This window comes from Ferrimonas sp. YFM (assembly GCF_030296015.1).
Classification (GTDB): Bacteria; Pseudomonadota; Gammaproteobacteria; order Enterobacterales; family Shewanellaceae; genus Ferrimonas.
The window spans coordinates 1,489,341-1,504,028 of sequence record NZ_AP027368.1 but is presented as its reverse complement, the minus strand read 5'-3'; the positions used below and the strand labels follow the sequence as shown (position 1 = coordinate 1,504,028).

Here is a 14,688-nt window from a genome sequence, read left to right as displayed (position 1 = left end):
AAATGAATAATCTACTCATAGCATCTATAAAAAAAGGAGGGCAAGCCTCCTTTTTGCTCTTATTCGGTATTGAGTCTGGCCGCCGACAGACTAAAAAGATGAATTATCGATTTAGACTGTCGGGGCAATTAGGCGCCGACAAATCCTTGGCGACTGGCAATTAATTGACGTCGATAACAAACTCCACCGTGGACAATTAATTGGCGACTGGCAATTAGTTGGCAGTAGTCGCAGAAGTCATGTTGGTCTTAATGGAGCCTACGGCGTCAGTCAGAGCGGTCTTCAGGGAGCCATCGTTGAATACAACCAGGATAATGGCGGACATTGCTACAGCGATAATGGCGTATTCTACTGCGGTTACACCACGCTCGTCTTTAATGTACTGACCGAAAGAGAGGTAGAATTTGGACTTGATGTAATCGAACATATGAAGATTCCCCCAGGAATAATTTGTTTGGCGTCAATTGCCTTGATTGCTTTGCACGACCAATACTATGTTCGATCCGATTTTCCTCACTAGCCTTTTCTCCTTATATTTTTATAAGAAAAAAATGATAAAGTCTGATACAGTCGAAACGACTGGGGTTAAGGTACGGATTAAAAGGCAAAAATGTGGGGGGACCTGTGCTGTTGATTATTCTTTCACTAGTGAGTCTGGTGGCGATTAATAGCGACATAAGACATAGAAAAATTTCAAATATTACAGTCATTTTTGCCGGACTGCTCTCTGCCTTTATTGCGTTTACCGGCCCCATGGAGCAGATCCAGCTGCTGCTTCCGATCATTATTATTGCTGTCGGCGTAGCATTAATGATGCTTAATATTCTGGGCGCCGGCGACACCAAACTGCTGGCGGCCTACTCTCTGGGGATCAATCCCGAGTTGTTCCCCGGGGTGCTGATGGTGATCACCCTGATGGGAGCAACCATCGCCATTGCCATGATGATCGTCAATCGCCAAAAAGCCAGAGAGAGAGGGGTCCCCTATGGTCCCGCCATCGCCGTCGGCGGCTGCCTGGGGGTGATACTCAGTAACCTCGGCCCTTGAGGAAGCAGGGCGACCAAAATGAAAACAACCTAAAATCAATGTAAAGCAATTGGGGCTGTGGGCACAGGAGAGGCAAACAGACCTAATAATAAAAATATATCAATTACTTAGAATAAGAATGGACGCACTGACTGGGGATTGTGATGAATCGCTCTATCGATATCAAGTTTCTGAAAACCTTTGCCTGTGTCGCAGACAAAGGCAGCTACAGTGATGCCGCCGCCTCACTGTTTATGACCCAACCTGCTGTGTCTCAACACGTGCGCAAGGTGGAGGAACATTTTGGCAAACGCCTGCTGGAGAAAAGCTCAGGGCTGAAACTGACCCGGGAGGGGCAGTTGGTGTTTCACTACAGCCAGAGGGCAATTCGCCTGCAGGATGAGATGATGAGCGAGTTTGCCAAACTGGATCAGCAGCAGTTTCTGAAGATCTCCATCAGCGATGGCATACGTAACGATCTGGTCAGTGCCATCGCCCAGGTCATCTCCGAGTCCGCCAGTCTCAACCTCTCCATCTCCCGTTTCTCGGTAATGACCCCCGCCATCATTGATGAGTCTGATCTGACACTGGGGTTTGCCTGGCCGGAGGAAAAATCCCTGGCCAGAGACATCCTGGTGGAACACCCCATGAGCCTGGTATGCCCACAGGGGGAAACCGCCGTCTCCAAGGTGGTGTTCAGTACCATGCTGGAACAGAGCCTCGCCAGAAGGATCATCGAAGAGAGTGGCCTGGAAAGTGATGAAGAGAGCCAGTGGCTGCAGAGTGAATCCGCCAGCCTGCTGGGAGACGCGCCTCAGGCACCGGGACAGGCGGTGGTGCTGCCCAGCTGGAGCCTGCCCCAGGAGGTGGAACAGCGCGCTCTTGAGGCCTACCCCCTGGGCTTTTTCCTGCGCGCCTCCAACCAGTTCAGGAAACACTTCGACATGTATGCCCTAACCGATAGGATTCGTGATCTGGTGACGCCGGCCCCTTAGCGCAGGATGCCGACCCGGGTCATCCTGCGGGCAAACAGGTAGAGGGCCAGGGAGATCACAAATATCGCTGCGCTGAACATTAGCGAGGTGGGATCCCCCATTACCTCCAGGCCATTGCTGAGCAGGAAGTTGTGGAACATGGAGAGCGCCATGGCGGCAAAAGAGACCAGCAGTATCTGCACCGCCACCTCCCGGCGCAGCAACAACAGCAATGCGCCGAGCACGCCTCCCCACACCGCCGTGGCCCAACAGGCCACCACCCAGGAGGGCAGACCGTAGAAGAACGCCAGCTGCTCCTGGGTAAACTGAGCCATATACTCTTCATTGCGGGTCTGGGTCATCACGTAATCCAGGGCGCCCCCGGCGTTCCACAACAACGCCAAAGCGGCAACCAGCCAGAAGTACCAGGGTGTTTTCGATTCCATCATCTTCTCCTTACTCTGGCGCACTGATGGCCATCAAGTGGCCGTCAGTGACTCACTCCCAGGCGGTTGTCCCCCACAGAACAGGAGATCACCCGGGAGATGCTGGCCAGGGGCAGACCGCTCTGCTGCTGCCACTGGTTGAAGCAGGCCTGAGCCTGAGTAAGTGCCCGCTTACTGGTGGGGCTCCCCTCTATCAGCTGATGCGCCTGCAGATAGGAGGTCACGTCTCCGGTCATCAGGAAGGTGTCTATCCCCACCATTCGCAGGAAATAGGGACCTGTGTTGCCGCCCAGGCGGGCACCGCGCTTTTTCAGCTCAGCCCAGAGCGCCACCACCTCCTGGCTCTGCCACTGGCTGAGCCATTGGCCAAAGCTGCCATGCTCCTGGGCCAGCTCTGCGACCATACGGGCGTTGTCCAGCACCGCCTGCATCTTCTTGCCGTGGCGGATCAGGGCCGGGTTCTGCATTCGCTGATCCAGCTGCTCCGGAGACATCAGCACCAGCTTGTGGGGCTCAAAACCCCAGAACGCCTCTTCGAAAGCGGGCCATTTGTTGTCCACCACCCGCCAGACGAATCCCGATTTGAAGATCTGGGCGCTCATGGCGGACAGCAGCCTGTCATCGCTGGGCAGGGTCTGTGTGGCCGGGGCCGGCAGCAGGGCCTTCAGGGCGTCATCGCCCCCCTTGCGCTCGGCGGCCCGTTGCCAGATCGCCTCAAACTTTTCCATCTTACTCATTGGGTTGAACCTTACCCTTTACAAATCTAATCATGGTCTGCACCCGCCTTTTTCGCAATCAGAGAGGAGACCATGGCCCTTAAGGCGGCGGGTTTCACCATCTTGGCCATGTAGTTGTAGCCTCGTTGGGCCACCTCCTGCTTAAGCTCTTCGCGGGTGTCCGCGGTGATCAGCACCCCGGGCACCTGCTCGCCGTAGCGGCGACGAATCTCATCCATGGCATCCAGGCCGTTGCGGTTGTCGTCCAGGTGGTAATCCGCCAGCATCACATCCGGCTTGAACCCCTGGAGCCCCATCTCAATCAGCGCATCCTCCAGGCTCTCCGCCAGGGCCACGTCGCACTGCCAACGTTGCAGCAGGGTGGCCAGACCGGCCAGGATGGTGGCCTCGTTATCGATGCAGAGCACCTTGACGCCTTTCAGTGGAGACTGGGGCAACGCCTTGGGTTTGGGCCGGGCGGGCACCGGAGAGGCACTGATGGGCAGAGACACGGAGAACATGGAGCCCTCTCCCAACGAGGAGCGCAGGTGCAATTTGTGGCCCAGTACCTTGCTGATGCGATCCACAATGGCCAGTCCCAGGCCGATGCCGCCTACCCGGGCATGAAGATTCAGCTGCTTAAACTCATAAAAAATCTCGTCCAGCTTGTCTTCGGCAATGCCGCAACCATTGTCCCACACCTGGATCTCCAGCCGGCCATTGTGAATTCGGGTGCCCATCACCACCCGCCCCCGTGGCGCGTACTTCAGGGCGTTGGTCAGGAAGTTCTGCACGATACGACGCATCAGGTTGGGGTCGGTGTTGATGGTGGCCGAACGCAGGTGGGCACTGAAACGCTGACCGTTGCTCTGAGCCAGGGCGGAGAACTCGGTCACCAGAGGTTCGAGGATGTCCATCACATTGACGTCGGCACGGTTCACCTCCATGGTGCCCGACTCCAGCTTGGAGATGTCCAGCAGGTCCGCCAGCAGATCCCCGGCGGTGTGCAGGGAGCCGGTGATGTTCTCCACTGTGGCGGTGAGCTCCTTATCCAGCTTCTGATGCTGAGCCAGGGCCGCAGTAAACAACCTGGCGGCATTCAGAGGCTGCATCAGATCATGGCCGATGGCGGCCAGGAAGCGGCTCTTGCTCTGGTTGGCCTCCTCCTCCGCCTCTTTGGCCACCACCAGTTTCTGGTTCAGGGCTTCCAGCTCACGGGTGCGCTCCTCCACCCTGGCCTCCAGGGTGGCGTTGATGTTCTGCAGCATCGCCTCCTGCTGACGGAACTCGGTGATGTCGGTAAAGGTCATCACGAAGCCGCCGCCGGGCATGGGGTTGCCACGGACGCTGATCACCCGGCCATCGTCACGGCGCCGCTCGGAGCTGTGGGCACTGCCCTGACGCATGAAGTAGACCCGCCGGGCCACATGGTCCTCTATCTCTCCCGGGCCACAATAGCCGCGCTCGGCATTGAAGCGGATGATCTGCTCCACCGGCATCCCCAGCTGCAGGAAGCCGTCCGGGTAGTGGTACAGCTCCTGATAGCGGTTGTTCCAGGCCACCAGCTTCAGCTCCTGGTCCACCACACTCATCCCCTCATAGGCGTGCTCGATGGCCCCGCGGAGCATGTCCTGAGACAGCAGGATCTTGGCGGAGGCCTCATCCATCAGGGAGAACACCTCATCCAGGGCCAGATCCCGCCCCCGCAGCACCGAGTCCATCACCAGGTCCGCCGAGGAGGCACCGAGCACACTGGAGAGCAGGCGCTCGGTGTGGGCGATGAGTTCCACCGGGGCGCTGCGGCCCCAGGAGCGGGAGTCCACCGATCCCGGGCTGAACTCGGAGAAGCTCTGGTAGGCCCGGGTCGGCCCGACGAACCGGGAAGCCAGCAGCAACAGATCATGCTGGGTCACCACCCCCAGCAGCTTGGTGCTGACCCGGCGCTCCTCCGGCAATTGCACGAAGGCACTGGTCTGAATCCGCTCCGCCACCCCGGCACGAAACACCAGGGAGCCGACAATGTAGAACAGGGCATTGGCCAGCAGAGCCAGGAACAGATCCACCACGCCCTGATTCACCCCGAACAGGCTGGACTGATGGGCCAGTTCCGGCTGCAACACCACGGAGAACCACAGGATAAAGCCCACCGCCAGGCCACTGAGGACGCCACTGCGGTTGCCCCCCTTCCAGTAGAGGCCGCCAATGAGGCCAGGGGCCAGCTGAGCAAAGGCCCCAAACGCCAGCATCCCCAACCTGGCCAGGGATTCCTGGGAGGTGATGGTCTGATAGGCCACCAAACCGGCCAGCACCAGCAGGATAATGGTGATGCGGCGGGCATTGAGCAGCAGGGTGGAGAACTGGGAGAAGTTCTGGCTGCGAATCTTGCCAGAACGCAGCAGCAGAGGCACCAACCACTCGTTGGACACCATGATGGAGATGGTCACCACGGCGACTATCACCATGCCGGTGGCGGCTGAGATGGTCCCCAGCAGGGCGATCACCGAGGTCCAGAAGTGGCCGGTGGCCAGGGGCAGGCTAATCACCATGGTATCCGGTGCCACGCTGGCCGGCAGCAGCAGGGTTCCCGCCAGGGCCAGAGGCACCACGAAGATGCCAAACACCAGCAGGTATAGGGGAAACAGCCAGCGGGTCTTCTCCACCGCCCTCGGGTGGTCGCACTCCACCACCATCACATGGAACATCCTCGGCAAACAGAGAAACGCCGCCATGGAGAGCAGGGTTTCCGGCATCAGCTTCTCCAGCTGCAACGCATGGCTGTCGCCGCTGATCACCCCTTGTGCCCTGGACTGGGCAATAAGGTCACCGAGGCCGTCAAACAGGCCAAACACCACCAGCAGTCCCACCCCGACAAAGGCGGCCAGTTTCACCAGGGACTCGAAGGCGATGGCCAGCATCAGGCCAGGGTTATGCTCGGTGGCATCCAGCTTCCGGGTGCCAAACAGGATGGCAAACACCGCCAGACAAGCGGAGATAAGCAGCGCCAGGATGTCCCCCTCCAGGGCGGTGGTTCTAGGCTGAAACAGACTGAAGCTGAGCACCATCGCCTTGAGCTGCAGGGCGATATAGGGCATGGCACCGAACACCGCTATCAGGGTCACCAGGGCCGCCAGCAGCTGGGATTTGCCATAGCGGGCGGCAATGAAATCCGCCACCGAGGTGATGTTCTGCTGCTTGGAGACGGTCACCAGTTTGCGGATCACCCCAAAGCCCACGGTAAACAGCAGGATGGGACCGATGTAGATGGGAATGAACCCCCAGGGATCCGTGGTGGCCTGGCCTACGGTCCCGAGGAAACTCCAACTGGAGCAGTAGACCGCCAGGGAGAGGCCATAGACCCAGCGTTTCACCCGGGCGGGGATCTGGCGTATGTAGCGATCCCCTCCCCAGGCGATCAGGAAAAGCAGGCTCAGGTAACAGAGGGCGGCAACCCCAATAAGCAGCGTGGGTGACATAGGCGTAACTGTTTAGTAATTATGCCCTTATGATGCCAGCAACCCAGCTGAAATCACAATTTTCCCTTACCGCGGGACCCAACCCCACCCACCGCATCACAGACCCCGACAGAGATCCCAGGGCCGCCGGATGGGTTGTGGGTGCCCGGCTCCCAAAGTCGGCTAAGTGGTCGGTCCTGTATTGTTGAAGATCGCCGGCCGGTTCACCTGGGGTAGACCAGCCAGAGCCAACCATTACAAGCCATTGTATTTTATGAATTTTTATTGAAATAGCCTTAAAAAAAGGCGGTCACCAACATTGGCTTTGCAACCCGGCTTGCGCCGGGCACTGCTATGGTTAAAAGCACGCTAGACCAATGTCTAATGGTTGCTCCCGTGGCGAGTTGCAAGACTCTACCGGGTAGACATCATTTTGAATAAAGAGAAGGATTCCTCGATGAGCACGCAGTCTCTCTATCCGGTGAATGCCGAACTCGCCGCCTCGGCGAAACTCAATGACGAACAGTATCGTCGCATGTACCAGGAGTCCGTAGTGAACCCTGAGGGGTTCTGGCGTGAGCATGGCCAACGCATCACCTGGTTCAAGGATTACACCAAGATCCGCAAGGTCTCCTTCGACGACCACAACCTCTACATCAAGTGGTTCTATGACGGCACCCTGAACGCCTCCTACAACTGCCTGGACCGCCACCTGGAAACCCGGGGTGACCAGCCCGCCATCATCTGGGAGGGGGACGACGACAAGGATCAGTTGACCCTCACCTACCGCCAGCTGCATGAGAAGGTGTGTGCCTTCGCCAATGCCCTGCGCGGCCAGGGGGTGCAGCGCGGCGATGTGGTGACCATCTACATGCCCATGGTGCCCGAAGCCGCGGTGGCCATGCTGGCCTGTGCCCGCATCGGTGCCATCCACTCGGTGATCTTCGGTGGCTTCTCTCCCGACTCCATCGCCAGTCGAATCATCGACGGTAAGTCCAAGGTGGTGATCACCGCCGATCAGGGTGTTCGTGGTGGTCGCATCATTCCCCTGAAGGGCAACGTGGACGCCGCCCTGGAAAACCCGGACGTCACCACGGTGGAGCGGGTTATCGTCCTGCAGCGCACCGGCGGTGAAATCCAGTGGCAGGACAACCGCGACATCTGGTGGCACGACCTGATGTCCGTCAGCTCCCCCTACTGCGAAGCGGCGGAGATGAACGCCGAGGATCCCCTGTTTATCCTCTACACCTCAGGCTCCACCGGCACCCCCAAGGGCGTATTGCACACCACCGGCGGCTACATGGTGTACGCCTCCATGACCCACGAGTATGTGTTCGACTACCGTGATGGCGAGATCTACTGGTGTACCGCCGACGTGGGCTGGATCACCGGCCACTCCTATATGGTCTATGGCCCCCTGGCAAACGGTGCCACCCTGCTGATGCACGAAGGGGTGCCCAACTGGCCCACCCCCAAGCGTATGGCGGAGATCATCGACCGCCACAAGGTGAACATCTGCTACACCGCCCCCACCCTGATCCGGGCCCTGATGGCCGAGGGTGAGGAGCACTTTAAAGATTTCGACGGCAGCAGCCTGCGCATCCTCGGCTCTGTGGGTGAGCCGATCAACCCGGAAGCCTGGCGCTGGTACTACGACGTCATCGGCAAAGAGCGCAACCCCATTGTCGACACCTGGTGGCAGACGGAAACCGGCGGCATCCTCATTACCCCGCTGCCCGGCGCCACCGACCTGAAACCCGGCAGTGCCACCCGCCCCTTCTTCGGCGTGCAACCTGCCCTGGTGGACAACATGGGCAACCTGATCGACGGCCCCGGCGAAGGCAACCTGGTGCTGCTGGACTCCTGGCCAGGCCAGATGCGCAGCGTCTACGGCGACCACGACCGCTTCGTGCTCACCTACTTCAAGACCTTCCGTGGTATGTACTTCACCGGTGACGGGGCGCGCCGCGACGAGGATGGCTACTACTGGATCACCGGCCGTGTGGATGACGTGATTAATGTGTCCGGTCACCGATTGGGGACCGCCGAGATTGAGAGCGCCCTGGTGGCACACCCTGAGGTGGCCGAAGCCGCGGTGGTGGGTTATCCCCACGACATCAAGGGCCAGGGGATCTACGCCTACGTCACCCTGACCAAGGGCACAGAGGAAACCGAAGCCCTGAGACAGACCCTGCGTCAATGGGTGCGCTCCGAGATTGGCGCCCTGGCCACCCCGGACCTGATTCAATGGGCCCCCGGCCTGCCCAAAACCCGCTCCGGCAAGATCATGCGCCGCTTCCTGCGCAAGATCGCCGCCAACGAAGTGGGCGCCCTGGGCGATGCCTCGACCCTGGCGGACCCAACGGTGATCGACGATCTGATCGAGACCCGCCTCAACCGCAACGAGGGCTAACCCTGTTACACACTGTTTTGTGACCTTCCGACCCCGCCTGGCGGGGTCTTTTTTTGTCCGGACAAAAGTAAAACTCTGAAAACTGTCACCAGAGTGTCACAGAGATGGCGTAACAAGGGGCCAGCCCCTGCAAGCGGAACCACTATGTTTGAGATATTTAAAACCTTTTTGATGCTGGGTTGCGTCAGCTTTGGCGGCCCGGCGGCCCACATCGGTTACTTTCGCCGCGCCTTTGTCCAGCAGCGGGGCTGGCTCAGCGACGAGGAGTTTGCCCGGCTTATCGCCCTGACTCAGTTCCTGCCCGGTCCCGGCTCCAGCCAGCTGGGCTTTGCCCTGGGGCACAAACGCGCTGGCCTCGGCGGCGCCATTGCCGCCTTCCTCGGCTTTACCCTGCCCTCGGTGGTCTTGATGATCCTGCTGGCTTCGGTCAGCCTCAGCTACCTGCATCAAGGGTGGGCCCAGGGGATAATCCACGGACTCAAGCTGCTGGCGATGGTGGTGGTGGCGGACGCGGTGCTGGGGATGTTTACCAGCTTCTGCAAGGCGGCTCTGCATCGCTGGATCTGCATCATCAGCGCCAGCGTGCTGCTGCTGTATCCCTCCCTGCTCACCCAGGTGGGTGTGTTACTGGCCGCCGCACTCCTGGGCCGGTTGGTCACTCCAGATAGCGGCCTGCGTTCCGGGTCCATCACTGTGCAATGGCTGCCCCTTGGCCTGTTCGCCCTGCTGTGGCTGCTGCCCATGCTGCTCTCCCTGCCGCTGTTTTCCCCCTTCTATCAGGCTGGCAGTCTGGTGTTTGGCGGCGGACACGTGGTCCTGCCTTTGCTGCAGTCCCTGGTGGGCGGTCAGATGGACAGTGACACCTTCCTCACCGGCTATGCGGCGGCCCAGGCGGTACCCGGCCCCATGTTCACCCTGGCCAGTTTCCTGGGGTATCACCTGGGGGGAGAGGCCCCGATACTAGGAGCCTTGATCGCCACCCTGGCGATCTTTCTGCCCGGATTCCTGCTGCTGCTTGGATTGCTTAAGGGGTGGGAGGGGATGGCGCAGATGCCCGGTTTTGCCGGGGCCACCGCCGCCATCAACGCCGCGGTCACCGGCATCCTGCTGGCCGCCCTCTACCAGCCGGTATTCAGCTCATCGGTGTCCGGCGCAGGCGACATGGCCCTGGTGCTGGTGGGCTTTGCCCTGCTTCGGCTGGCACGGCTTCCGGTGGTCGTTCTGGTGGCAGGATTTGCCCTGGTGGGCCTGGCAGGGGGAGTGCTCTGATCAGGCCTGGTCAGGCTGAGGATAGATGCGACACTTTCTGCAGGGGGCCGGCTTATACCCCAGGGTGTACTGGCACCTGGGGCAGGGCCTGTCCCGTTTGCTCGCTTTATCGGGCACCACCACCACAGGGGCAGGCTGAGGTTTGGGCCGGAACTTGAGAAATAGGAGCACCACAGCCACGACGGCAAGGATGCCGATAATCAGATTGGTCACATCTGCCTCCTGGGAAAAACCGCTTCACCTTAGCGGTTTAGTCCCAGGATGTCTGTGAGATAGGGCACTTATCCCAGAGTCTGAGAATCCTCTTCAAACTGGCCCTGAGAGCGGGTCACCCTGTTGCGGCCATCGTGCTTGGAACGATAGAGCGCCGCATCCACCCGGCTGATCAACTGGTTGAGCTTCTCTCCCGGACGCGCCTGGGCCACGCCCAGGCTCACGGTCACACTGCGGCCCACAGGTTGGGGAAGCTCGGCCACCTTGGCCCTGAGTTTCTCCGCCAGCTGCGCCGCCCCCAGCTCCTCGGTGCCGGAGCAGATCACCAGGAACTCCTCACCACCCCAGCGACCCAGATGATCCACCTTGCGCAGATTCTCCTTGAGGCATTGAGCCACCTGAGCCAGCACCGCGTCGCCGGCCTGGTGGCCTTCGGTGTCGTTGATCGTCTTGAACCTGTCCAGGTCCAGCAGGATCACCGAGAAGAACTGCCGATACCTCAGGTAACGTTCCATCTCCGCCTCAAGCAGCTGATCCAGGCGACGACGGTTGGCCACACCGGTCAGTTCGTCGGTGACCGACATCTTCTCCAGGGCCTTGCGGTCGGTCACATCCACAGAGACCTCGGTATAACCGGCCACGGCCCCCTCCTTGTCCAGATCCGGGGTGATCACCGTATTGACCCAGTAGGTTTCACCCTGGCGGCTAAGCTGCATCAGCTCACCACGCCAGCTGGCTCCGGTATCGACCACAGAGCGGATCTCCTCATAAAGGCTCTGGGGAGCATCAGGATGGCGGAGCAGTTCATGGGTGCGCCCAAGCAGCTCCCAGGGCTTATATCCGGACACCTGACACAAAGCAGCACTGACATGGGTAATGCGCCCGTCAAGATCCGTGCTGCTCGAGATCACGTGGGAATCCAGGGTTTCTCTGCTGCTGCGCAGTTTGGCCAGGGCATCCTGCAGCCGCTGCTGCAGCCCGGCGGGAATCACCGCGGCCAGCCAGGCAAGGGGAAAGGAGATCAATATGACGCTGGCGGCAATCAGCAGCGCCGCCAGGGTATTGGCATGCATCAGCTCTCTGAGGGCTTCATCCCGGGGCACCACCAGCAGCTCCAGAGACTCACCATTTTGAATCAGGGCATCGATGCTGAAACGGTAGACCCTCTCAGGGTCCGCAAGACGCTCAGGCATCAGCTCGCCTATGGTTGGCCTGTTGTCCAGATACCGGCTCCAGGAGAGCTTGGGATCGGGGTTGACCAAGACCTCACCGTCCCCGTCCACCAGGTAGAGATCGAACTCCGGCGCCCGGCTCAGCGCATCCAGGGTCGCCTGGGCTTCGGTGTTGATGATCACTATGCCGGCGAAGTAGTTCCCCAGGTAGACTGGCGTCGCCACCCTCAGGGTGGGGCGAATGGGGCGCTCCAACTGGCCACGCTCCCGGTTCAGGTCCAGCCTGGAGTGCCAGAACTGCTGGGCAGCCAGGTCCTGAGTCTCTTTGAAGTAGTATCTGTGACTCTTGTCCTGAAGCAGGGAATCGGCCACCACCTGGGGATCTCTGGCGCCCCGGGCCCGGTCTACCCGAACCCGTTCCATGCCGGAACGGTCCAGGTAGCGCACCTGCATCAGCTCCCCATGGGAGCGGGCCACCAGGCTGAACAGGTATTGCAAAGCCTCCAGCCTCTCTGGATTCGGCGCCACCAGATATTCGGTCATCAGGGGATTTTCCGCCAGGGCGAGGACCAGGCCATTCAGCTCCTGAACACGCCCCTGAAGCATCTCCAGCTTCTGTTCCCTGAGCTGATTGAATCTCTGGTGAATGGAGGCCTCAATACTGGTGGACTGCATCCGATAATGGATGAAAGAGGAGAGCAGGGCCACTGCAGCCCCAAACAGAATAAAGCACACGGATAACAGCAGATAGCTGTGTCGCTTGGTCAGAGAGTCCGCACCCAACCAGCGATTCAGCCATTGAAACTTTTGCACAGATGCCGCCCCCCGGAATAAAACCGCTTAGCCCATGCTAACGAAAAATTGTGATCCACCAAGCAAAAAGCCAGGGGCACCACCCAAACTCACCACAAGGAATGTAAGTCAGACCTCAAATTCATGTAATTATTCTACCAATTGCGACCACGCCTTGACCAAGGTGGTCACATATTGAGATCTCTAGCATCATAGGGTAACCAGAACCGTGGGCGAACCACTTTCGAACAGCGCTCACTAAAAATGCGATCTGATTCCAGTTAACCCAAATTTGGGTCGCTTTACCCCGCTCATCTTGAAGCCGGCTTGAGCGCAGGCCTGAGCCGGGCTAGGATGCCCCTAGTTCTCATCACTCCCGTCACCCATGCAACTTCGCCCCTATCAACAGGATGCGGTCAAAGCTGTCATCCAGCACTTCAGACAACACCCATCCCCTGCCCTGCTGGCACTGCCCACAGGCGCGGGCAAAAGCGTCATCATCGCCGAACTGGCCCGGCTGGCCAGAGGCAGGGTGCTGGTGCTCACCCATGTGCAGGAGCTGGTGGAGCAAAATCACAGCAAACTGGTGGCCATGGGGCATCAGGCGGACATCTACTCCGCCGGTTTGGGCCAGAAGCAGGCCGGTGGCAAGGTGGTGTTTGCCTCCATCCAGTCCCTTGCCGCATCGGAACAAGCGATGACCCAATCCTTCTCCATGGTGATCATCGACGAATGCCATCGGGTCAGCCTCAAGGGTGAGAGTCAGTACAGTCGCGTCATTCAGGCCCTGCAAAAGAGCAATCCGGAGGTGAAACTCCTTGGGCTGACCGCCACCCCCTACCGACTCGATGGGGGCTGGGTGTATCAGAAGCACATCAATGGCACCCTGAGAAGCACTGAGCCCAAACCCTTTGAGACCTGCGTATTTGAACTGCCCATAGGCCAGTTGATCAAACAGGGCTACCTCACGCCGGCCCGAGTCATCGACGGCGCCGTGGCGTCTCTGCTGCTGCCCGCGGATGACTCACAGGCGGACACCATGCTGATCAACCAGGGAAGGGCCACTTCGCTGATCTGCGAGCAACTCGGCAAGCTGGGACAACGCCACCAGGGGGTGCTGGTGTTTGCCGCCACTGTGCGCCATGGCCAGGAGGTGATCTCCAAACTGCCCCAGGGGGAGGCCGCCCTGATCACCGGCGACACCCCGACCTCTCAGCGGGACAACATCATCCAGAAGTTCAAAGCCAAAAAACTCAAGTATCTGGTGAACGTGTCCGTACTGACCACCGGCTTTGACGCCCCCCATATCGATCTCATCGCCATCTTGCGCCGCACCGACTCCGTGGCCCTCTATCAGCAGATGGTCGGTCGGGGATTGCGCCTGGCCGAGGGGAAGACAGAGTGCCTGGTCCTGGATTTTGCCGGCAACGGCTACTCGCTGTTCTCCCCCGAGGTTGGCGAGCCCAAACCCAAAGCCGATGCCCAGGTGGCCAAAGTGCCCTGCCCCAAGTGCGGACACGAAAACCACTTCTGGGGCAAACACGATGAACATGGTCTGCTGCTGGAGCATTACGGGCGTAGGTGCCAGGGGCTGGATGAGGAACACCAGCAGTGTGACTTTCGGTTTCGCTTCAAGGAGTGCCCCGACTGTATGGCGGAGAATGACATCGCCGCCCGTCACTGCCAGGCCTGCGACAAAGCCCTGGTGGACCCGGACAAGCGCCTCAAGGAGGTGCTCAAACTGAAAGATTACCTGGTGCTTCGCTGTGCCGGTATCACCCTGAGTCCCCACACACTGAAATCCGGCCAGGCGGGGGTCAAGGTCACCTGGCACGACGAAGACGGAGTGGAGCTGCAGCAGATTTTCGGCTTTACCACCCCGGGGCAAAAGGGGGCCTTCTATCATCACTTTGCCCGGATGCACCTCAAGTCTCCTGGTACCCCATTGAGGTTGCCTGATGTGGATGCGGTGGTGGCCGCCGCGCCTCTGTTCCGCCACCCGGATTTCGTCATTGCCCGCAAAGAGAAGTATGGCTGGAAGGTGATCGAAACCCTGTTTGACTACCAGGGGCGATACAGAAAAGCCGATAGTGCCTATTAGGCATACCGATTAACATAATATAAACACTTATAATTTAAAGAAAAACATCTAACCCTAGAGATCCTTGCCCATTTAGGAGATTGCTGGGTCTGTGGTATAAATACTCCATCGTTT

Annotated in this window: 11 protein-coding genes; 5 read left to right on the top strand and 6 right to left on the bottom strand. The window is 59.4% G+C overall.

What is annotated here, in order from left to right:
- Positions 1–214: 214 nt before the first annotated feature.
- Positions 215–427, bottom strand: coding sequence for a Flp family type IVb pilin (locus tag QUE41_RS07050; protein ID WP_028108217.1), 213 nt, complete (start codon positions 425–427; stop codon positions 215–217).
- 185 nt (positions 428–612) lie between these two features.
- Between QUE41_RS07050 and QUE41_RS07045 the strand changes: the two genes are divergently transcribed.
- On the top strand, positions 613–1,047 hold the full coding sequence (locus tag QUE41_RS07045; RefSeq protein WP_353506867.1) for an A24 family peptidase: 435 nt from the start codon (positions 613–615) through the stop codon (positions 1,045–1,047).
- A 143-nt stretch (positions 1,048–1,190) separates the two neighbouring features.
- On the top strand, positions 1,191–2,021 hold the full coding sequence (locus QUE41_RS07040) for a LysR family transcriptional regulator (protein WP_286342168.1): 831 nt from the start codon (positions 1,191–1,193) through the stop codon (positions 2,019–2,021).
- On the opposite strand, the gene QUE41_RS07035 is transcribed toward QUE41_RS07040, so the two are convergent.
- The 3 genes from QUE41_RS07035 to QUE41_RS07025 are packed head-to-tail and all read right to left on the bottom strand — an operon-like array spanning position 2,018 to position 6,635.
- Complete coding sequence (locus QUE41_RS07035; RefSeq protein WP_286342167.1) at positions 2,018–2,446, bottom strand: hypothetical protein; 429 nt, start codon at positions 2,444–2,446, stop codon at positions 2,018–2,020. The genes QUE41_RS07040 and QUE41_RS07035 overlap by 4 nt on opposite strands.
- A gap of 44 nt (positions 2,447–2,490) precedes the next feature.
- Positions 2,491–3,183, bottom strand: coding sequence for a DNA-3-methyladenine glycosylase I (locus QUE41_RS07030; RefSeq protein ID WP_286342166.1), 693 nt, complete (start codon positions 3,181–3,183; stop codon positions 2,491–2,493).
- A 26-nt stretch (positions 3,184–3,209) separates the two neighbouring features.
- A complete protein-coding gene (locus QUE41_RS07025) occupies positions 3,210–6,635 on the bottom strand; it encodes a hybrid sensor histidine kinase/response regulator (RefSeq protein ID WP_286342165.1) in 3,426 nt (1,141 codons plus the stop codon).
- Positions 6,636–7,071: 436 nt separating this feature from the next.
- Between QUE41_RS07025 and acs the strand changes: the two genes are divergently transcribed.
- Complete coding sequence (acs, locus tag QUE41_RS07020; RefSeq protein WP_286342164.1) at positions 7,072–9,027, top strand: acetate--CoA ligase; 1,956 nt, start codon at positions 7,072–7,074, stop codon at positions 9,025–9,027.
- Between the two features lie 144 nt (positions 9,028–9,171).
- Entirely contained in the window at positions 9,172–10,296 is a 1,125-nt protein-coding gene (gene chrA / locus QUE41_RS07015; protein ID WP_286342163.1) for a chromate efflux transporter, read from the top strand.
- On the opposite strand, the gene QUE41_RS07010 is transcribed toward chrA, so the two are convergent.
- Positions 10,297–10,509 (bottom strand): hypothetical protein, encoded by a 213-nt coding sequence (locus tag QUE41_RS07010; protein WP_286342162.1) that lies wholly within the window; start codon positions 10,507–10,509, stop codon positions 10,297–10,299.
- A 68-nt stretch (positions 10,510–10,577) separates the two neighbouring features.
- A complete protein-coding gene (locus tag QUE41_RS07005) occupies positions 10,578–12,494 on the bottom strand; it encodes a sensor domain-containing diguanylate cyclase (protein WP_286342161.1) in 1,917 nt (638 codons plus the stop codon).
- Positions 12,495–12,858: 364 nt separating this feature from the next.
- On the opposite strand from QUE41_RS07005, the gene radD reads away from it, so the two are divergent.
- Positions 12,859–14,574 (top strand): DNA repair helicase RadD, encoded by a 1,716-nt coding sequence (radD, locus tag QUE41_RS07000; protein WP_286342160.1) that lies wholly within the window; start codon positions 12,859–12,861, stop codon positions 14,572–14,574.
- Positions 14,575–14,688: the final 114 nt, after the last annotated feature.

Coding starts and splice junctions, on each gene's coding strand:
- QUE41_RS07050 (WP_028108217.1), bottom strand. CDS start 427: ATGTTCGATTACATCAAGTCCAAATTCTACCTCTCTTTCGGTCAGTAC.
- QUE41_RS07040 (WP_286342168.1), top strand. CDS start 1,191: ATGAATCGCTCTATCGATATCAAGTTTCTGAAAACCTTTGCCTGTGTC.
- QUE41_RS07035 (WP_286342167.1), bottom strand. CDS start 2,446: ATGGAATCGAAAACACCCTGGTACTTCTGGCTGGTTGCCGCTTTGGCG.
- QUE41_RS07030 (WP_286342166.1), bottom strand. CDS start 3,183: ATGAGTAAGATGGAAAAGTTTGAGGCGATCTGGCAACGGGCCGCCGAG.
- QUE41_RS07025 (WP_286342165.1), bottom strand. CDS start 6,635: ATGTCACCCACGCTGCTTATTGGGGTTGCCGCCCTCTGTTACCTGAGC.
- acs (WP_286342164.1), top strand. CDS start 7,072: ATGAGCACGCAGTCTCTCTATCCGGTGAATGCCGAACTCGCCGCCTCG.
- chrA (WP_286342163.1), top strand. CDS start 9,172: ATGTTTGAGATATTTAAAACCTTTTTGATGCTGGGTTGCGTCAGCTTT.
- radD (WP_286342160.1), top strand. CDS start 12,859: ATGCAACTTCGCCCCTATCAACAGGATGCGGTCAAAGCTGTCATCCAG.